This is a genomic window from Pseudomonas sp. SDO5532_S415, from assembly GCF_054071155.1.
This window is the reverse complement of record NZ_JBSVWS010000113.1, coordinates 1-20,148: the sequence shown is the minus strand read 5'-3', so window position 1 is coordinate 20,148 and position 20,148 is coordinate 1. Positions and strand designations below refer to the sequence as shown.

Genomic DNA, 20,148 nt, shown 5'->3' with positions numbered 1-20,148 from the left:
GGGCACCGCAATCAACTGTGGGAGCGAGCCTGCTCGCGAAGGGGCCAGACCAGCCACCGCAAAGCCTCCAGGAGATCGCAATGACCGATACAGCAATGACCCCCACCGAATTCGAAGCCGCCCTGCGCGCCAAAGGTGCCTACTACCACATCCACCACCCCTACCACGTGGCGATGTACGAAGGCCGCGCCACCCGCGAGCAGATCCAGGGCTGGGTCGCCAATCGCTTCTATTACCAGGTCAACATTCCGCTCAAGGACGCCGCGACCCTCGCCAATTGCCCCGACCGGGAAGTGCGCCGCGAATGGCTGCAACGCATCCTCGATCACGACGGCGTGCCCGGCAGCGAAGGCGGCATCGAAGCCTGGTTGCGCCTGGGCGAAGCGGTGGGGCTGGATCGCGAGCAGGTCCTGTCGCAGGAACTGGTCCTGCCGGGTGTACGTTTCGCCGTGGACGCCTACGTCAATTTCGCCCGTCGTGCCTGTTGGCAGGAAGCGGCCAGCAGCTCGCTGACCGAACTGTTCGCGCCGCAGATCCATCAATCGCGGCTCGACGCCTGGCCCAGCCATTACCCGTGGATCGACGTCGCCGGCTACGACTACTTCCGCGCGCGGCTGAGCCAGGCCCGGCGCGATGTCGAACACGGCTTGCGTATCACCCTCGCGCATTACGTCACCCTCGAGGCCCAACAACGCATGTTGCAGATTCTGCAATTCAAGCTGGATGTGCTGTGGGGCATGCTCGATGCCATGAGCATGGCCTATGAACTGCAACGCCCGCCGTATCACACCGTCACCCGCGACCACGTCTGGCATCGGGGGATTGCCCTGTGAGCCTGATCGACCGCGAGCAGTCACCGTCGTTGCGCCGGGGGTTTCGCCTGCAATGGGAGCCGCGCCAGGACTGCCATGTGCTGCTGTACCCCGAAGGCATGATCAAGCTCAACGCCAGCGCCGGGCAGATTCTCAATCTGCTGGATGGTGAGCGCAGCGTCGCAGCGATCATTGATCGGCTGACGGCGGATTTCCCGGGCGTACCGGGGATCGACGAGGATGTGCTGGCGTTTCTGGAGGTGGCCCATGCGCAGTTCTGGATCGAGTGATGCGCCGCCGGGGCAGCCGGGGCCGCCGCTGTGGTTGCTGGCGGAGTTGACCTATCGCTGCCCGCTGCAATGCCCGTATTGCTCCAACCCACTGGACTTTGCCCGCCACGGCGAGGAATTGAACACCGAAGAATGGATTCGCGTGTTCCGCGAAGCACGGGACATGGGCGCCGCGCAACTGGGATTCTCCGGTGGCGAGCCACTGGTGCGTCAGGATCTGGCGCAGTTGATCAAGGCCGCGCGGGACATGGGTTACTACACCAACCTGATCACCTCGGGCATCGGCCTGACCGAGCAGAAGGTGCGCGACTTCAAGGTCGCCGGGCTGGACCATATCCAGATCAGTTTCCAGGCCGCCGACGAAGCGGTGAATAACATGCTGGCCGGCTCGCGCAAGGCCTTCGCCCAAAAGCTCGCCATGGCCCGGGCGGTGAAAGCCCAGGGCTATCCGATGGTGCTGAACTTCGTCACCCATCGGCACAACATCGACCGGATCGCGCAGATCATTGAGCTGTGCCTGGATCTGGAAGCGGATTTCGTCGAACTGGCCACCTGTCAGTTCTATGGCTGGGCCGAGCTCAACCGCGTCGGCCTGTTACCGACCCGCGAGCAGTTGCAGCGTGCCGAGCGCATCACTAACGAGTACCGCGAGCGACTTGAGGCGCAAGGCCATCCGTGCAAGTTGATCTTCGTCACCCCGGATTACTACGAGGAACGCCCCAAGACGTGCATGAACGGATGGGCCAACCTGTTTCTCGACATCACCCCCGACGGCACGGCGTTGCCGTGTCACAGCGCCCGGCAATTGCCGGTGCAGTTTCCCAACGTGCGCGAACAGAGTATCGAGCACATCTGGAACGATTCCTTCGGTTTCAACCGATTCCGTGGCGATGCCTGGATGAAGGAGCCGTGCCGTTCCTGCGATGAAAAACACAAGGATCTGGGAGGCTGCCGCTGCCAGGCCTTCATGCTGACCGGTGATGCCGACAATGCCGACCCGGTGTGCAGCAAGTCGCCGCACCATGGCGTCATTCTCAAGGCACGGGAGGAAGCCGAAGCGCCGGGGCAGGGCATGGAGCACCTGACGTTGCGCAATGAGAAGGCGTCGCGGCTGATCTACCGCGGATAAATGGAGCGCCGATCACCTTGTGAGAGCGAGCCTGCTCGCGAAGAGGCCGTCACATTCAATATCGTGGGAGACTGACCCACCGCTTTCGCGAGCAGGCTCGCTCCCACAGGGATTTTCAGCGTTAGGAGGATCCGGGCAGATGACCTTGGTCTGATTGCATTCGCAGCCGGATGCGTTAGTGTGGCTTTACCTTCCAAAACAATAAAAAACAGGCTTTCCAATGAGCCAGAGTCTCAGTCAGCTGCGTAAATTCGTCTCGCCTGAAATCATCTTCGGTGCCGGCTGCCGGCACAACGTCGGCAATTACGCCAAGACCTTTGGCGCGCGCAAGGTGTTGGTTGTCAGCGATCCGGGGGTGATTGCCGCCGGTTGGGTCGCCGATGTCGAAGCCAGCCTGCAAGCGCTGGGCATCGAATATTGCCTTTACAGCGCCGTCTCGCCCAACCCGCGGGTCGAAGAGGTCATGCTCGGCGCCGAGCTGTACCGGGAAAACCACTGTGATGTGATCGTTGCCGTCGGCGGCGGGAGCCCGATGGATTGCGGCAAAGGCATCGGTATTGTCGTCGCCCACGGTCGCAGCATCCTCGAATTTGAAGGGGTGGACACCGTCCGGGTGCCCAGCCCGCCGCTGATCCTGATACCGACCACCGCCGGCACCTCGGCCGACGTTTCGCAATTCGTGATCATTTCCAATCAGCAAGAACGCATGAAGTTCTCCATCGTCAGCAAGGCGGTGGTGCCGGACGTGTCGCTGATCGACCCGGAAACCACCCTGAGCATGGACCCGTTCCTGTCCGCCTGTACCGGCATCGACGCCCTGGTGCACGCCATCGAAGCCTTCGTTTCCACCGGTCACGGGCCGCTGACCGATCCCCATGCACTGGAGGCGATGCGCCTGATCAACGGCCATCTGGTGCAGATGATCGCCAACCCGACGGACATCGCCCTGCGCGAAAAAATCATGCTGGGCAGCATGCAGGCCGGGCTGGCGTTTTCCAACGCGATCCTTGGCGCGGTGCATGCGATGTCCCACAGCCTGGGCGGTTTCCTCGATTTGCCCCATGGCCTGTGCAACGCGGTGCTGGTGGAGCACGTCGTGGCGTTCAACTACAGTTCGGCGCCGGAGCGTTTCAAGGTTATCGCCGAGACCTTTGGCATCGATTGCCGGGGTTTGAATCAGCGGCAGATCTGCGGGCGACTGGTCGAACACCTGATTGCCCTCAAACACGCCATTGGCTTCCATGAAACCCTTGGCTTGCATGGGGTCAGCACGTCGGACATTCCGTTCCTGTCGCAACACGCGATGCATGACCCGTGCATCCTGACCAACCCGCGCGAGTCCAGTCAGCGTGATGTCGAGGTCGTCTATGGCGAAGCCCTCTGACGAACAACAACGGGCCCTGGCCGGGCTGCTGGGACTGGGCAGCCACTCGGCCCGTAAGAGCCATTACCCGGAACTGGCCGCGCGCCTGGATGAACTGGAAGCCGAACGCAACCGCTACAAATGGCTGTTCGAAAACGCGGTCCACGGGATTTTCCAGGCCAGCCTGCAAGATGGCATGCGGGCCGCCAACCCGGCGCTGGCGCGCATGCTCGGTTATCAGGACCCGCAGGAGGTGCTGTTTTCCCTGAACGACCTGGCCAGCAACCTGTTTGCCGGTGGCGTGCAGGAATTGGAAACCATCGGTGAAGTCCTCAGGCGCCAACACAGCCTGCACGGTTACGAAACGCGCTTGCGCCGCAAGGACGGCAGCCACCTCGATGTGCTGATGAACTTGTTGCTCAAGCCCGGCCAGGAAGGCCTGGTGGAAGGTTTTGTCGCCGATATCACCGAGCGCAAACAGGCCCAGCAGCGCCTGCAACAACTCAATGACGAACTGGAGCTGCGCGTCACTGCGCGCACCGATGAACTGCTCGAAGCCAACCGCAACCTGCAGCAGCAGATCACCCAGCGTAAACAGATCGCCCAGGCCCTGCGCGACGCCCGTGATGCCGCCGAAGCGGCCAATCGCAGCAAGGACAAATACCTCGCCGCCGCCAGTCATGACCTGCTGCAACCGCTGAACGCCGCGCGCTTGCTGATCTCGACCTTGCGCGAGCGCAAGTTGCCGGACGTCGAGCAGGTGCTGGTCGAACGCACTCACCAAGCCCTGGAAGGCGCCGAAGACCTGCTCACCGATCTGTTGGACATTTCCCGGCTCGATCAGTCAGCGGTCAAGCCGGACATCGCGCCTTACCGCCTGGATGAATTGCTCGGGCCGCTGGTGTCGGAGTTCCAGTCGGTGGCCCAGGCGGAGGGATTGAATCTGCGGGTGCACATGGGCGATTACGCCATCAGCACCGACCTGCGCCTGATGACGCGCATCCTGCGCAACTTCCTCAGCAATGCCTGCCGCTACACCGAGGAAGGCAGCATCCTGCTCGCCGCCCGGCGCCGGGGCGATTATCTGCGCCTGGAGGTGTGGGACACCGGGCGTGGGATCGCCGCCGACCGGCTGGACTCGATCTTCCTTGAATTCAATCAGCTGGATGTCGGCCGTGCCGCCGACCGTAAAGGTGTGGGCTTGGGACTGGCCATCGTCGAACGCATCGCCAAGATCCTCGGCTATAAAATCGGCGTGCATTCGCTGCCGGGGCGCGGTTCGATGTTCAGCATCGAGGTGCCACTTTCCCATGAAGTCCCCTTGCCGATCAGCCAGGCGGCGCCCCAGCCGGGGACCGGTAACCCGTTGCCGGGCCGGCGATTGCTGGTGCTGGACAATGAAGTAAGCATCCTGGAGAGCATGGGCGCGTTGCTCGGGCAGTGGGGGTGCGACGTGGTCACGGCCACCGATGAAGCCTCGGCGCTGGCGGCCCTTGAGGGACGGGCGCCGGAACTGATTCTGGCGGACTATCACCTCGATCACGCGGTGGTTGGCTGTGATGTGGTGCGCCATTTGCGCGAGCATTTCCACCGGCCTATCCCGGCGGTGATCATCACCGCCGACCGCACCGACCAGTGCCGGCGCTCGCTGCAACGGCTCGACGCACCGCTGCTGAACAAACCGGTCAAGCCCGGCAAGTTGCGTGCGGTGTTGAGTCAGTTGTTAGGGGCGCCGGCTTAAAGCGCCCGGTACTGCAGCTTGAAGCCCAGCGTCGAGGTTTGACCTTGCTCCAGCAAGCGCAAGCCCGGCCGGCCGGGCAGGTGGTGCGCGTTGACCGGGTGGCTCACCGGTTCGAGACAGAAAAAATCCAGGCCAGCCGGGCAGTAAAGCAGGTAGTAATCGCCGCCTGTGACCTGGCACTCCAGTTCATGACCCAGGTCAGGCTGCTGGATCAGGCAGTGGCCATTCCATTGGCAAAAGCCGTTGTCGACCACTGTCTCGGGCAAGGCCTTGGGTTGCCGGAAATCCCAATCGGCGGGTAACGCAGCGAGCTGTGTCGGCAGTTTGGACGCATCGCACAACCAGACCTGTTCGGCCGGGGCCATCAGGCGAGTGTTTGTCGTACGTGGAAAGTAGGGGTGCAGACCGAGCCCGTGCCATGCGGCACGTTCGGCCAGGTGGGTGACGTGCAACTCGATGCTCAAGCGACCTGCGCTCAGCTCGAATCGTTGCCGGGCGCGGTAGGCGAAGGGCGTGCTGCTGTCGAGTTGCAGGATCACTTCGTTCGCTGATCGGGAAACCACTTGCCACGGTTGCTGCCAGGCACTGCCGTGAATCGGCAGCGGATCGGTGATGCTGTTGGGTGTCAGCGCCAGCCAGCCATCGGGGCAACCGAAGCCGCCTTCGGCAATGCGGTTGGACCAGGGCACCAGGGGAAAACAACCGAGTTTGCCGGGCAGGCCGGTGTTCAATGCCTGTGCATCGGCGTGACGCAACAAGGGCTGGCCGGTGCCGAGTACGGTCCAGTTGACGATGCTCGCGCCGAGTTCAGGGGCGAGGGTGAGGTGGGTGAATTCGTCTTCGAGTTCGAGGATGTCTGGCGTCATGTTGACTCTACTGGCTCATTGAGGGGCTTTGTGGCGAGGGAGCTTGCTCCCGTTCGGCTGCACAGCAGCCGTAGAACCCCACAACCCGGTTGATCTGAACGAATGCGGGGGCCGCTGCGCGACCCAGCGGGAGCAAGCTCCCTCGCCACAGGGAGTCTTGCCTTCCTGCGTGTTTTACAACACCAAATGCGGCAACCAAAGCGACAACGCCGGAATGTAGGTCACGGCCATCAGCACCAGGAACAGCACGCCATAGAATGGCAGCAGCGCCTTCACGGTTGTTTCGATACTGACTTTACCCACGGCCGACCCCACAAAAAGTACCGCGCCCACCGGCGGTGTTATCAATCCGATGCCCAGGTTCACCAGCATGATCATGCCGAACTGTACCGGATCGACGCCAATGCCGAGAATCACCGGCATCAGGATAGGCGTGAGGATCAGGATCAGCGGTGCCATGTCCATCACCGTGCCGAGCAACAGCAGCATGACGTTGATGCACATCAGGATCACGTAACGGTTGTCCGACAGGGTCAGGAACATCGTCGTGATCTTCGCCGGGATCTGCATCAGGGTCATGATGTAGCCGAAGCTGGCGGCGAAGCCGATCAGGATCATCACGATCGAAATCGTCCGCACCGTGCGGTGCATCAGTTTCGGCAGTTCGCTCCACTTGTAGTCGCGGTAGATGAACATGGTCACGAAGAACGACCACAGCACCGCAATGGCGGCTGATTCGGTCGCGGTGAAAATGCCCGACAGAATGCCGCCGAGAATGATCACCATGGCCATCAGGCCCCACATGGCTTCGCCGCAGATTTTCAGGGCTTCGCGCATCGGGATGACTTCGCCCTTGGGGTAGTCACGCTTCTTCGCGAAGATCAGGCACAGCACCATCAGGCAGGCGCTCATCAACAAGCCCGGCACCACGCCGGCCATGAACAGCGAAGCGATCGACACTGTGCCGCCGGCGGCCAGCGAATAGAGCACCGAGTTGTGGCTTGGCGGGGTCAGGAGCGCTTGTACCGAACCGCTGACGGTCACCGCCGTGGCGAAATCCCGGGGATAGCCTTTGCGTTCCATTTCGGGGATCAGCACCGAGCCGACCGAGGCCGTATCGGCCACCGAAGAGCCGGAGATCGCGCCGAAAAAGGTCGAGGCCATGATGTTGACCAGCGACAACCCGCCACGCACGAACCCGACCAGCACCCCGGCAAACGCTACCAGGCGTCTAGACATCCCGCCCTCGGCCATGATCGCGCCGGCCAGGACGAAGAACGGAATCGCCAGCAGGGAAAATTTGTTCACGCCCCCGGCGACCTGGATCATCAGGGCCTGGAACGGAATGTCGATCCACCAGGCGCCGATCAGGGCCGAAAGCCCCAGGGCGTAGGCGACCGGCATGCCGATCAGGATCAGTGCAATAAAGCTGCCCAACAGAATCAAAGCGTCCATTCAGGCAGCCCCTTCGCTTTCTTCAACCAGGTCGAAACGTACGACCCGACGATTGCTCTGGTCACCGAGCAAGAGTTTTTCCAGCACGAAAATCAAGGTCAGCAGGCCGCCCACGGGGATCGGCATGTAGGTGATGCCCACGCGCAGGGTCGGCAGGGCGCTCATGAACTGATTCCAGGTCGACAGGCACAGCTTGGTGCCCCATACGGTCATGAACACGCAAATGGTCGCCATCAGCAGTTGCGAGAAGAGGCTCATGCCCTTGCGCATGCCGGGCGACATGCGATCGGTCAGCATGGCCACCGCCATGTGCGCACCCGCCCGGTAACTGGCGGCGGCACCGATGAAGGTGAACACCATCATCAGCAGTATCGCGGTGGGCTCCGGCCAGCTGGAGCCGGTGCCCAGCACGTAGCGGGCGAACACGCCCCAGGGAATGATCAGGGAAATGGTCAGGACCGACAGGCCGGCGACCCAGATGCAGGTCATGTACAGCCGGTCGTTGATGCGCAGCAATAGATTCTTCATCGGGTTTCACCGAAACCGGGCGCGCACGAACGTCTACCCATGTGCAGACGTGCGCGCCGGGCCTTTCAAGGGAGCGGGAGAGTTACTGGACGGCTTCGATGCGCTTGATCAGATCGGCGTAGGGCGCGCCGTATTTTTCGCGGATCGAGGCGGTTGCGTCGTAGAAAGGTTTTTTGTCGACGGTGATGAACTCGACGCCGGCGGCCTTGAGTTTCTCTTCGCTGCTGGCGGACTTGGCGTCCCACAGGGTGCGTTCGTGGGCTTGCGCGGCCTTGGCGGTTTTCTTCACCAGCACTTGCTGTTCGGGGGTGAGTTTTTCCCAGGTGATTTTCGACATCACGATGGGCTCGGGCAGGATCAGGTGGCCGGTCAGGCTGTAGAACTTGGCGTTCTGGTAGTGGTTGTGTTCGAGCAGAGTCGGCGGGTTGTTTTCCGCGCCATCGATCACCCCGGTCTGCAGGGCGCTGAAGATTTCCCCGGTGTCCATCGCGATCCCGTTGCCGCCCATGGCGTTGATGGTGTCGATGAACATCGGGTTGCCTTGCACGCGGATCTTCATACCCTTGAGGTCTTCGAGGCTGCGCACCGGTTTCTTGGTGTAGATGTTGCGCGTGCCGCCATCCATCCAGGCCAAGGCGACCAGGTTGAATTCGGAGTGGGTGATCTTGTCGAGGATCTCGTCGCCGACTTCACCGTCGATGACTTTGCGCATGTGTGCCTGGTCGCGGAACACGAACGGCATGTTGAACACGTTCACGTCCGGTACCACCGGGCCGACGATGCCGAGGCTGACCCGGGCCATCTGGATCGCGCCGACCTGAGCCTGTTCGATCACTTCCTTTTCCGAACCGAGCACACCGCCGGCGAACATCTTGAACGTCAGTTTGCCGCCGCTGTCGGCCACCAGGGTCTTGCCCAGTTGCTCTTCGGCGACCACGGTCGGATAACCCGCGGGATGGATGTCGGCGAATTTGATTTCCAGCGCCTGGGCGACGCTGCCGAAGGTGAAAGCGAAAGGAATTGCAGCGGCGAGCAAGGTGCGTTTGAAGTCCATGGGCATTTCTCCAGTCTTGTTATTTTTGTATTCAAAGGCGCAGCGGTGCAGCAGAAGCGGTGGAGGCTATTGATCCAACAGTGCCGGCGAATCGTTGAACAACGGTTCCGGCAGACCTTTCACGCCGGGGTCGAGGGCGAACACCCCGCCGGCGAGTGACTGCCGATCATGGTCATCACCGGGGCGAATCGAGGTCACGAACAGCGTGTCCAGTCGACTGCCTCCGAAGGCGCACATGGTCGGTTTTTTCACGGGGACAGCAAGGGAGCGGTCGAGGCGACCGTCAGGGGTGAAGCGGTGAATCAGCCCGGCGTCGTTGGCGCAGATCCAGTAGCAGCCTTCAGCGTCCACGGCCGCGCCGTCGGGGCGGCCGGCGAACAGGTTCATGTCGACAAAGACCCGGCGACGGGTCGGGGTGCCGCTGTCGATGTCGTAGTCGAAGGCCCAGATCTGCTGGACCGATGGATGGGAGTCGGACAGGTACATCGTGCGTCCGTCCGGGCTGAAGGCCAGGCCGTTGGGCACGATCAAACCGTCCAGTTGCGCCGCCAGCGGCCCGCGTTGCCCGGCGCTGTAGCGATAGAGCCGGCCGTCGGCGGCATTGGCGGCCATGTTCAGCACCATGCTGCCGGCCCAGAAACGCCCGTGACGGTCACAGCGACCATCGTTGAGGCGCATGTCCGGGCGGGGATGATCGACGAAGGCCAGTGGCTCGCTGTCGAGACTGCCATCGTTATGCGCGTGCAGGTGGAAGAACCCGCTCTCCATGCCAGCGACCCAGCCACCGTCGGGGTGACGAGTAATGCACGCGAGCATTTCCGCGGCTTTCCAGGCGTCGACATGACCGGTGTCGGCGCTCCAGCGTTGCAACCCCCCGGCAGGAATATCGACCCAGTACAGGGCGTTTTCCTCCGGGACCCAGACCGGGCTTTCACCGACCGCATTGCGGGCATCGACAATCAATTCGGCTTGCATGGCAACTCATTCCCTTGGGTTTTTGTTGTTGGGATCAGGTGGCAGGCGCGGGTGGTTTCAATCGTCGAACGGGCCGGCTGCGCAGAAGGCGCCACCCTGGTAGACCCGGGCCGGATCATCGGCGGCCGGCAGCGGCTGGGCTTCGACTTTTTCGCGGAACACTTCGGAGCTGTCCTTCGGGACATATCCCAGGCGCGTGGCGAAATGGTTGTCCCACCAGACGTCCTTGTTATCGGACATGCCGTAGATCACGGTGTGGCCGACATCCGGTGTGTACAGCGCGCGTTCGAGCAATTGGGTGAGGTCGGCGAAGCTCAGCCAGGTGCTCATCATCCGGCGGTTTTGCGGCTCCGGAAATGACGAGCCGATGCGCACGCTGACGGTTTCGATGCCATAGCGATCGAAGTAGAAGGTCGCCATGTCTTCGCCGTAGGACTTGGACAGGCCGTAGTAGCCGTCGGGACGGCGAGGGGAGTGGGCATCGATGACTTCATCTTGTTTGTAGAAACCGATGACATGGTTGGAGCTGGCGAAGATCACCCGTTTCACGCCGTGTCGGCGCGCGGCTTCGTAGATGTGGAACACGCCGCAGATGTTGGCACCGAGAATGTCTTCGAAGGAATGCTCGGTGGAGACGCCGCCGAAATGCAGGATCGCGTCCACGCCTTCGACCAGTTGATGCACGGCTTGCTTGTCGGCGAGGTCGCAGGGTACGACTTCTTCACGATCATCGATGGCCGGGGCGATGTCGGCGATGTCCGACAGGCGAATGACATTGGCATAGGGGCGCAGGCTTTCGCGCAAGACTTTGCCCAGGCCACCGGCGGCGCCGGTCAGGAGCAGACGATTGAAGGGAGCGCGGGCGGTTGAAGTGGTCGTCATGGGAGTCCCTGAACACGCGGTTGTTGTTATTGGAATCGTTGTAGGTTGTCGTACGACTAATTCGAGTATCGTAAGTGTTTCCGGTTCTTGTCAACGCGACTTTGGTGGAAATTGACGAGGGGTCACGTAGTAAAGACGTTTCTTGATGAGGGTTACCTGTGGAGAGGCTTTTCTTGTGGCGAGGGGATTTATCCCCGTTGGGCTGCGAAGCAGCCCCAAAAACCGGATCGTCGGATTGACGACTGCTTCGCAGCCGAACGGGGATAAATCCCCTCGCCACAAATAAATCCCCTCACCACAAAAGGTTGTGTCAGCCTGAAAAACTGCCTTACAACAACGAAATCGGATAACTGATGAACAACCGGTTCTCATCGAATTCGTTGGTGCTGAAGTCCTTGCGGATGCTTGCGTTGCGCCATTTGACGTTGAGACTTTTCAGCGGGCCGCTCTGCACCGTGTAGGCCAGTTCCGACTCGCGGCCCCATTCCTTGCCATCGGTAATGGTGCCGGTGTGCACGTTGTCGCCACTGATGTAGCGGTTCATCAGGGTCAGGCCGGGAATGCCGAGGGCGACGAAGTTGTAGTCGTGGCGCACTTGCCAGGATTTTTCCCGGGCGTTGTCGTAGCTGGAGTTGTAGCTGTCGTTGGCCAGGGTGCCACCGCTGGTGCCGTTGACCCGCATCCAGACATCGTCGCCGCTGAGTTTCTGCAGGCCGACATAGAAGGTGTTGCCGCCGTATTTGGCCGAGAGCAGGGCGAAGGCGGTCTTGTTGTCGAGGTCGCCGGCCAGGGCGCTGCCTTCTTCCTTGCCGATGAAGTAGCCCAGATTGGCGCCGAAGGTCCAGTCGCCGAGGGGCTGGCTGTGGCTGAGGTTGAAGTACTGCTGCTGATAGATGTCGCTGAGTTCGGCGTACCACACACCGACCTGGGTGCGCTTGTCGTTGAAGGCGTATTCGCCGCCACCGAAGTTGAAACGGTCCGAGGTGAACGCCGCTTTACCGTTCATGAACATGTCTTCCATGCTCGCATCGTTGCGCGGGCTGTTCTGCCGGAACTGACCGCCGTAGAGCGTCAGGCCGCTGATCTCCGTGGAGGTCACCTGACCGCCACGGAAGGTTTGCGGCAACGAACGGCCATCGTCGGAGCGCAGGATCGGCAGCACCGGCATCCATTCGCCGACCTTCACTTCGGTTTTCGAAATCTTGCCCTTGAGCGCCACACCCAGGCGGCCGAAATTGTCGGCGGGGCGGCCATCACCGTGGATCGGCAGCAACTGCGTACCGGCCGTGCCCTTGCCGCCATCGAGTTTCTGCGAGTAGAGCCCCAGCACATCCACACCGAAGCCGACTGGACCCGGGGTGAAACCGGACTTGGCATCGAGGATGAAGTTCTGCGTCCACTCTTCGGCCTTGCCCTGGGGGTAGGCCGGGTTGGTGAAGTTGCGGTTGAAGTAGGCGTTACGCAGGTTCAGCGTGGCCTTGGCATCGTCGGTGAAACCTTCGGCCTGGCTGGTCATGGGCAGGGCGAAGGCGAGGCTGCCGCAGCCGATCAGGCTCAAGGTATGGCGGCGGGCGAAGGAGGGACGCGGACTGCGGGCGGACGGATTGCGGGCGAGTTTGCTCACTGTGAGGCTCCATTTTTCTTGTTTTTATTATTTGTTATACGTCGTCGTACAACATTGAAGCGATTATTTGCGGGGATTTCCAGGGTTGTCAATCAGAAGTTATACGATGACTTGACTGTTGTGGGAGCGAGCCTGCTCGCGAAGACGGACTGTCAGTCAACAAGGCGGGTGAATGTGATATTGCAATGGGCGAGCAGGCTCGCTCCCACAGGAAGTGGCGGGTTGAACGTAGTTTGCGATCCCCCTGTCGCCGCGAGGTAGAGCGGATGCTAGTCTTGTTTAACGCTGAAGCAAGGGAGCCCTCATGGGCAATCACAAGATCGAGATTCGTCGCAGTAACGTCGAGAAAATTCTGCTGGGGGCCGAGAAAGTCTTCGCCGAAAAAGGCTTCGGCAGCACCGCCATGGCCGACATTGCCGCCGAGGTAGAGCTGCCGCGCTCCAATCTGCATTATTACTTCAGCACCAAGACCGAGCTCTACAGCGCCGTGCTGTTGGGCCTGCTGGAAGTGTGGAAACAGGACGCGCTGTGCTTCGAGATGTTCGACGATCCGCGTGTGGTGCTCAGCAGCTACATCCGCGCCAAGATGAACCACTCACGCAGCCGCCCCTACGGTTCGAAAGTCTGGGCCAACGAAATCATCCACGGCGCGCCGACCCTGGGCGAGACACTGGACGCAAGCCTGTACGACTGGGCCAAGATGAAAGAAGCGAAGATCCGCCAGTGGGTGGACGACAAACGCATCCTGCCGGTGGAACCCTCGAGCCTGCTGTACATGATCTGGGCCTCGACCCAGCACTACGCGGACTTTGATCACCAGGTGAATATTCTCAATGATCATCAGCCGCTGTCGGACATGCAGTTCGAACGGGCGGTACAGACGGTGACCAGTGTGATTTTGCGGGGGATTGGGTTGGAGCCTTGAGGTGGTCGGTGTCGTTGTCGACCTCTTCGCGAGCAGGCTCGCTCCCACAGTTGAAATGCATTCCAATGTGGGAGCGAGCCTGCTCGCGAAAGCGCCCGATCAGACTCCGCTAAACTCAGACCGCGACATGGTAGGGATTGCGCGGATCATGATTCCAGTCCAGAAACGGCTTGCCGGTGTCCACCGGCACCATCTCGATACAGTCCTGCACCGGGCAGGTGATCTGGCACAGGTTGCAGCCTACGCATTCCTCATCGATCACTTCATAGGCATGCGTGCCATCGGCCTTTTTCACGCTGGCCACGGCCTGGTGCGAGGTGTCTTCGCAGGCGATGTGGCAGCGGCCGCAACCGATGCAAGCCTCCTGGTCGATCTTCGCGATCACCTGATAGTTGATGTCCAGGTACTTCCAGTCCGTGGTATTGGCCACCGCCCGCCCGGAGAACGCCGAAATGCTGGCGTAGCCCTGGCTGTCCATCCAGCGCGACAGCCCGTCCTTCATCTCCTCGACAATCCTGAAGCCATGCAGCATCGCCGCCGTGCACACTTGCACCGAGCCACTGCCCAGGGCAATGAACTCTGCCGCGTCGCGCCAGTTGCCGATGCCGCCGATGCCGCTGATGGGCAGCCCCTGGGTCTGCGGATCGCGGGCGATTTCGGCGACCATGTTCAGGGCTATCGGCTTGACCGCCGAACCGCAATAGCCGCCATGGGTACTCTGACTGCCGACCATCGGATTGGCCACCATGCGCTCCAGGTTGACGCTGGTGATCGAGTTGATGGTGTTGATCAGCGATACGGCATCGGCGCCGCCACGGTGTGCCGCGCGGGCGGCGACGCGGATGTCGGTGATGTTCGGCGTCAGCTTGACGATCACCGGCAGCGAGCAATACGTCTTGCACCAGCGGGTGACTTGTTCGACGTACTCCGGCACCTGGCCGACCGCCGCGCCCATGCCGCGTTCCGGCATGCCGTGGGGGCAACCGAAGTTCAGTTCGATGCCGTCGGCACCGGTGGCTTCCACCAGCGGCAGAATGTGTTTCCAGGACTCTTCGACGCAGGGCACCATCAACGACACGATCAACGCACGATCCGGCCAGTCCTTTTTGACCTGGGTGATTTCCCGCAGGTTGATCTCCAGTGAGCGGTCGGTGATCAGCTCGATGTTGTTAAAGCCGAGAACCTCTCTGTTGGCTCCGAAGTGCGCGGAATAGCGCGACGACACGTTCACCGCCGCGGGATCCTCCCCCAATGTTTTCCAGACCACGCCACCCCAGCCGGCCTCAAAGGCGCGGACCACGTTGTAGGCCTTGTCGGTCGGCGGCGCGGAGGCCAGCCAGAACGGGTTGGGGGACTTGATGCCGGCGAAGACAATCGACAGATCGGCCATTTACGCAGCCTCCACGTTGAGCATCAGTTGAGCATGAATGGCCTCGGCGGCCCGTTTGCCGTGTTGCACCGCTTGCACGGTGAGGTCCTGGTCGAGGCTGGTGCAGTCGCCGCCGGCATACACGCCAGGGATACTGGTTTGCAGCTGTTCGTCCACCAGGATGCGATCGCCCTGGCGCTTGAGTTCGCGGGCCAGCGGGTCGGCGAGGGCGCTGTCATCGAAGGTCTGGCCGATGGCTTTGAAGATCGCGTCGGCGGCCAGCTCGAAGGTTTCGCCGGTGGTTTGCAGGCGACCTTCAACCAGATGTGTGCGAGCGAAGCGCATGCCGCGTACCTGACCCTGGTCATCGAGCAACACGTGTTCCGGTTGTGCCCAGGTCAACAGGCGTACCTGATTGGCCTTGGCGATGTCTTGTTCGTGGTGGGTCGCACCCATGTCCTCGACGCCACGGCGATACACCAGGTTGACGTCATGGGCGCCGAGGCGAGCCATTTGCACCGCCATGTCGATGGCGGTGTTGCCGGCGCCGAGCACGATGCAGTGGTCGGCCAGAGGCAGTTCGGTCAGGTCATCGGCCTGGCGCAGTTCGCGGATGTACTCGGTGGCGGCTACCAGCCCGGGCGCGTCTTCATGGGGTAGGCCCAGCTGTTTGCTGGCCGCCAGGCCGAGGCCGAGGAACACCGCGTCGAATTGTTGATGCAGATCGCTGAGGCTCAGGTTGTCCCCGAGTTTTTGCCCATGGCGGATTTCGATGCCGCCGATGTCCATCAGGAACTCCAGCTCCTTCTGCGCGTAATCGTCCACCAGTTTGTATTTGGCGATCCCGTATTCATTGAGGCCGCCGGCCTTTTCCCGAGCCTCGAAAATCACCACGTCATGGCCGTGCATGGCACTGCGATGGGCGCAGGACAGCCCGGCCGGACCGGCACCCACCACGGCAATGCGCTTGCCGGTGGCGGCGGCACGGGAGAACGGGTGCTGGCTGAAATGCGCGTTGTCCACGGCGTAGCGTTGCAGCAGACCGATCAGTACCGGCGCGCACTCATGGGCGTTGTTGCGCACACAGGCTTGCTGACAGAGGATCTCTGTGGGGCAGACCCGGGCACAACTGCCACCGAGGATGTTGGCCGAAAGGATTTTCTGCGCCGCGCCCTGGACGTTGTCCTGGTGGATGTTGCGGATGAACGAGGGAATATCGATCTCGCTCGGGCAGGCATTGACGCACGGTGCGTCGTAGCAGTACAGGCAACGCGAGGCTTCGAGGTGGGCCTGTCGGTCATTAAGCGGCGGCGCCAGGTCGGTGAAATGACCGGCGAGGGCGGCGGCGTTCTCGTAGGGGTGCGGGAGGTGGGTCAGGGTCTTGATCACGGTTTTTGGCCTCACGGTGATGGAGGTTATGCCTCTGCATGGGCATTGTTTTTTGCGCATCATCCTGTGGCGAGGGAGCTTGCTCCCGTTGGTCTGCGCAGCAGGCCTAAAACCGGCCGCCTCGGAGTATCAGGTCAACCGGGTTGGCAGGATTGGGGCGGCTTCGCCACCCAGCGGGAGCAAGCTCCCTCGCCACAGGGGTACGGGTCAGCGTTTCACAGCTGTCGGCTTGTGCTGCTCAGCCCGCTTGCTCAACAAATCAAACACCGCCGGATACGCCGGCCGTTCGATATAGCGCCCGACCCCACGCTCGGCCCGCAGGTCGCCATCGGCCCAGACCACCCGGCCCTGGCTGATGGTGTGGCTGGGCACGCCGCGTACGGTCTTGCCTTCGAAGATGTTGAAGTCGACCTGCTGGTGATGGGTCTTGGCCGAAATCGTCCGGGTGCCTTGCGGGTCCCACAGCACCAGGTCGGCGTCGGCGCCCACGCGGATCGCGCCTTTGCGTGGGTAAAGGTTGAAGATCTTCGCGGTGTTGGTCGAGGTGAGGGCGACGAAGTGCTGCATCGACAGGCGCCCGGTGTTCACCCCTTCATCCCAGAGCACGGCCATGCGGTCTTCGATGCCGGCCGTGCCATTGGGGATCTTGCTGAAATCGTCCTTGCCGGCGGCTTTCTGCTCGGCGCAGAAGCAGCAATGATCGGTGGCGGTGGTGTGCAGATTGCCGGCTTGCAGGCCATGCCACAGTGCGTCCTGGTGGCCGCGCGGGCGGAAGGGCGGGCTCATCACGTAACCAGCGGCGGTCTGCCAGTCCGGGTGTTGATAGACGCTGTCGTCCAGCAGCAAATGCCCGGCCAGCACTTCGCCGTAGACCGGTTGGCCCTTGGCGCGGGCGTAGGTAATTTCGTCGAGGGCTTCCTTGGTCGAGACATGCACCAGGTAGAGCGGCGTGCCCAGGGTTTCGGCGATGCGGATCGCCCGGCTCGCGGCTTCGCCTTCGACCTGGGAAGGGCGTGACAGCGGATGCGCTTCCGGCCCGGTCATGCCCTGGGCCATCAGTTTGCGTTGCAGGTGATAGACCAGCTCGCCATTTTCCGCATGCACGGTGGGCACCGCACCCAGTTCCAGGCAGCGCTCGAAACTCGCCACCAGGGTGTCGTCGGCCGCCATGATCGCGTTTTTGTAAGCCATGAAGTGCTTGAAGCTGTTGACGCCATGATGGATCACCAGCTCGGCCATTTCCTCGCGGACCTGCTCGCTCCACCAGGTGATGGCGACGTGGAAGCCGTAATCGGAAGCGGATTTCTCGGCCCAGCCGCGCCATTGATGGAAGGCTTCCATCAGGGATTGCTGCGGGTTGGGAATCACGAAGTCGATGATCGAGGTGGTGCCACCGGCCAGACCCGCCGCCGTGCCGCTGAAAAAGTCTTCGCTGGCCACGGTGCCCATGAAGGGCAGTTGCATATGGGTATGAGGGTCGATGCCACCGGGCATCAGGTATTGGCCGCTGCCGTCGAGCACTTCGGCACCAGCGGGTATGTCGAGGTCTTCGCCGATGGCCTTGATCAAGCCGTCTGCGCAATACACATCGGCGCGATAACTTTCATCATGGGTAATAACGGTGGCGCCACGAATCAACAGAGACATTCCGGATTCCTCGCAGGCATGACCGACTGATGCCGGTTCTAGATGTTTTTATAGGTGGCCATCGTAAACAGGTGTATTCCTGTCAGCGCTGTCAGGAATAAACGCTAGCTGCTGTTATGGGAATCAGCAAGAATATTTTTTATAAGCTTATATCTGTTTTAACGTATTGATTAATAACGTATTAAATTGAAAATCACCAAAATGGTGAGGGTGCTCACCATTTTGACGCACTTGACAGGTTCGAAATATGGTCAAGATTTTCTATGTGAAATCAGCTGTTTGAGCATGGTCTATGGTTGATGCGCGACATTGAAAAAAAGATCGACGCACCAGATTGAGTCCTGACTGTTCGGACAACTTGCCTGGCATTCGGCCTGAGTGGCATGGCAACTCGCCGAGGATTCAATGGTTGTACAAATAAAACTGATAAACATCAGTTGCTTAGTAAATGTTTATGGAACTGCCCGATGCACAAACGGGGTACCCGGCATGCTTATTGATGCCGCCAGCCCCTGATGAGCAAAAAATAATTCAAAGAACAGTGGAGCGGCCATGCAACAGATCAGATCGCAAGTGACCGAGCGCGACGGCTTGTTCGAGCTGGAAGCCGGCAGCGATGTCCTCGACAGTCCCCGTTACAACCACGACATGGCACCGACCAAGGTGCGCGAACGAACCTGGAACAAATGGCACATCACCGCGTTGTGGGTCGGCATGTCGATTTGTGTGCCGACCTATACCCTCGGCGGCGTACTGACGGCCTATTTCGGCCTCAGCGTCGGCGAAGCGCTGCTGGCGATCCTCTTCGCCAATATCATCGTATTGATTCCCCTGACCCTGAACGCTTTTCCCGGCACCAAGTACGGCATTCCGTTCCCGGTGTTGCTGCGTTCGTCGTTCGGCATCCTCGGTTCCAACATCCCGTGCCTGATCCGCGCCCTGGTGGCGTGTGGCTGGTTCGGCATCCAGACGATGTTCGGCGGCCTGGCCATCCACCTGTTTCTGGGGTCGGTGTTCGAGGGCTGGAAATCCCTGGGTGGCACCGGTGAAGTCCTGGGCTTCATGATGTTCTGGGCACTGAACCTGTGGGTGGTGATCCGCGGCGCCGAGTCAATCAAATGGCTGGAAACCCTGTCCGCGCCGTTGCTGGTGGCGGTGGGTGTGGGGTTGCTGGTGTGGGCGATGCCCAACGTGTCGATGACCGAATTGCTGGCGATTCCTCCCAAGCGCCCGGAAGGGGCCAGTGTGGTCAGTTACTTCGCCGCCGGGCTGACCGCGATGGTCGGCTTCTGGGCCACGCTGTCGCTGAACATCCCGGACTTCAGCCGCTACGCGAAAAGCCAGCAGGACCAGATTGTCGGGCAGATCATCGGCTTGCCGCTGACCATGTTCCTGTTCGCCGCGCTGGGCGTGGTGATGACCGCCGCCTCGGTAAAACTGGTGGGCGTGACCGTGTCCGATCCGGTGACCCTGATCGGCCATATCCAGAGCCCGGTCTGGGTCGCGTTGGCCATGGCGTTGATCATCATCGCCACGCTGTCCACCAACACAGCGGCCAACATCGTATCGCCGACCAACGACTTCCAGAACATTGCGCCCAAGGCGATCAACCGGACCAAAGCGGTGATGCTCACCGGCTTCGTCGGCCTGGCGCTGATGGGGCATGAACTGCTGAAGAAGCTTGGGCTGATCGTCTCGGACATCAGCCTGGAAACCGTCTATTCCAACTGGTTGCTCGGCTATTCGAGCCTGCTGGGGCCGATTGCCGGGATCATGGTGGTGGACTATTTCCTGATCAAGAAACAGCAACTGGACCTTGCCGGACTCTATCGTGATGACGTGTATCCGGCGTGGAACTGGAACGGCTTTCTCGCGTTCGGTGTGCCGGTGGTACTGACGCTGTTGTCGCTCGGCAGCGATGCATTCAGCTGGTTCTACAGCTATGGCTGGTTCACCGGCTCGGCCCTTGGCGGGTTGATTTACTACGGGTTGTGCGTGATGCGGCCCAATCCATCCGTGGCGAAATCTGCGGTGTGACGGCCGGCCCCATCGCTGGCAAGCCAGCTCCCACAGGGTTCTCGGGTGTTCAGAAAACCTGT

Annotated in this window: 17 protein-coding genes; 7 read left to right on the top strand and 10 right to left on the bottom strand. The window is 61.2% G+C overall.

Going from position 1 to position 20,148, the window contains the following annotated elements; all coding sequences use genetic code 11:
• The first annotated feature begins 80 nt into the window (after window positions 1-80).
• The 5 genes from pqqC (at window position 81) to ACW9HW_RS21170 (ending at window position 5,335) form a co-directional block, all read left to right on the top strand.
• On the top strand, window positions 81-833 hold the full coding sequence (gene pqqC / locus ACW9HW_RS21190; protein WP_457401658.1) for a pyrroloquinoline-quinone synthase PqqC: 753 nt from the start codon (window positions 81-83) through the stop codon (window positions 831-833).
• Complete coding sequence (gene pqqD / locus ACW9HW_RS21185) at window positions 830-1,102, top strand: pyrroloquinoline quinone biosynthesis peptide chaperone PqqD (RefSeq protein WP_095195020.1); 273 nt, start codon at window positions 830-832, stop codon at window positions 1,100-1,102. The genes pqqC and pqqD overlap by 4 nt, the downstream gene beginning before the upstream one ends.
• Window positions 1,080-2,231 carry a pyrroloquinoline quinone biosynthesis protein PqqE gene (gene pqqE, locus ACW9HW_RS21180; RefSeq protein WP_095195019.1) on the top strand — a complete coding sequence of 384 codons (1,152 nt, stop codon included), beginning with the start codon at window positions 1,080-1,082 and terminating at the stop codon, window positions 2,229-2,231. The genes pqqD and pqqE overlap by 23 nt, the downstream gene beginning before the upstream one ends.
• Before the next feature lie 220 nt (window positions 2,232-2,451).
• Window positions 2,452-3,615: an alcohol dehydrogenase-like regulatory protein ErcA gene (gene ercA, locus ACW9HW_RS21175; protein WP_095195018.1), complete on the top strand. Its 1,164-nt coding sequence runs from the start codon at window positions 2,452-2,454 to the stop codon at window positions 3,613-3,615.
• Complete coding sequence (locus ACW9HW_RS21170; protein WP_457401656.1) at window positions 3,599-5,335, top strand: PAS domain-containing hybrid sensor histidine kinase/response regulator; 1,737 nt, start codon at window positions 3,599-3,601, stop codon at window positions 5,333-5,335. The genes ercA and ACW9HW_RS21170 overlap by 17 nt, the downstream gene beginning before the upstream one ends.
• Here ACW9HW_RS21170 and ACW9HW_RS21165 read toward each other — a convergent pair.
• The 7 genes from ACW9HW_RS21165 to ACW9HW_RS21135 all read right to left on the bottom strand — a co-directional run bounded on the left by ACW9HW_RS21165 (window position 5,332) and on the right by ACW9HW_RS21135 (window position 12,719).
• A complete protein-coding gene (locus tag ACW9HW_RS21165; protein WP_457401655.1) occupies window positions 5,332-6,201 on the bottom strand; it encodes an aldose 1-epimerase in 870 nt (289 codons plus the stop codon). The two genes, ACW9HW_RS21170 and ACW9HW_RS21165, sit on opposite strands and share 4 nt — an antisense overlap.
• Window positions 6,202-6,375: 174 nt before the next feature.
• A complete protein-coding gene (locus tag ACW9HW_RS21160) occupies window positions 6,376-7,656 on the bottom strand; it encodes a TRAP transporter large permease (RefSeq protein WP_095195015.1) in 1,281 nt (426 codons plus the stop codon).
• The gene (locus ACW9HW_RS21155; RefSeq protein WP_457401654.1) at window positions 7,657-8,184 is read right to left on the bottom strand and encodes a TRAP transporter small permease; all 528 of its coding nucleotides are present in this window, start codon (window positions 8,182-8,184) and stop codon (window positions 7,657-7,659) included.
• Window positions 8,185-8,266: 82 nt separating this feature from the next.
• Window positions 8,267-9,238, bottom strand: a complete 972-nt coding sequence (locus ACW9HW_RS21150; protein ID WP_095195013.1) for a TRAP transporter substrate-binding protein — start codon at window positions 9,236-9,238, stop codon at window positions 8,267-8,269.
• Between the two features lie 66 nt (window positions 9,239-9,304).
• On the bottom strand, window positions 9,305-10,213 hold the full coding sequence (locus ACW9HW_RS21145; protein WP_457401653.1) for an SMP-30/gluconolactonase/LRE family protein: 909 nt from the start codon (window positions 10,211-10,213) through the stop codon (window positions 9,305-9,307).
• Between the two features lie 57 nt (window positions 10,214-10,270).
• A complete protein-coding gene (locus ACW9HW_RS21140; protein WP_095195011.1) occupies window positions 10,271-11,095 on the bottom strand; it encodes an NAD-dependent epimerase/dehydratase family protein in 825 nt (274 codons plus the stop codon).
• A gap of 328 nt (window positions 11,096-11,423) precedes the next feature.
• A complete protein-coding gene (locus ACW9HW_RS21135; protein WP_095195010.1) occupies window positions 11,424-12,719 on the bottom strand; it encodes an OprD family porin in 1,296 nt (431 codons plus the stop codon).
• A 304-nt stretch (window positions 12,720-13,023) separates the two neighbouring features.
• Between ACW9HW_RS21135 and ACW9HW_RS21130 the strand changes: the two genes are divergently transcribed.
• On the top strand, window positions 13,024-13,644 hold the full coding sequence (locus ACW9HW_RS21130; RefSeq protein WP_095195009.1) for a TetR/AcrR family transcriptional regulator: 621 nt from the start codon (window positions 13,024-13,026) through the stop codon (window positions 13,642-13,644).
• A gap of 115 nt (window positions 13,645-13,759) precedes the next feature.
• On the opposite strand, the gene preA is transcribed toward ACW9HW_RS21130, so the two are convergent.
• The 3 genes from preA to hydA all read right to left on the bottom strand — a co-directional run bounded on the left by preA (window position 13,760) and on the right by hydA (window position 18,049).
• Window positions 13,760-15,034: an NAD-dependent dihydropyrimidine dehydrogenase subunit PreA gene (gene preA, locus ACW9HW_RS21125; RefSeq protein ID WP_457401652.1), complete on the bottom strand. Its 1,275-nt coding sequence runs from the start codon at window positions 15,032-15,034 to the stop codon at window positions 13,760-13,762.
• Window positions 15,035-16,402 carry an NAD(P)-dependent oxidoreductase gene (locus tag ACW9HW_RS21120; protein WP_457401651.1) on the bottom strand — a complete coding sequence of 456 codons (1,368 nt, stop codon included), beginning with the start codon at window positions 16,400-16,402 and terminating at the stop codon, window positions 15,035-15,037. It lies immediately after the preceding gene.
• 207 nt (window positions 16,403-16,609) lie between these two features.
• Window positions 16,610-18,049 carry a dihydropyrimidinase gene (gene hydA / locus ACW9HW_RS21115; protein ID WP_457401650.1) on the bottom strand — a complete coding sequence of 480 codons (1,440 nt, stop codon included), beginning with the start codon at window positions 18,047-18,049 and terminating at the stop codon, window positions 16,610-16,612.
• A 552-nt stretch (window positions 18,050-18,601) separates the two neighbouring features.
• Here hydA and ACW9HW_RS21110 point away from each other — a divergent pair.
• On the top strand, window positions 18,602-20,086 hold the full coding sequence (locus tag ACW9HW_RS21110; protein ID WP_457401649.1) for an NCS1 family nucleobase:cation symporter-1: 1,485 nt from the start codon (window positions 18,602-18,604) through the stop codon (window positions 20,084-20,086).
• Window positions 20,087-20,148 lie beyond the last annotated feature (62 nt).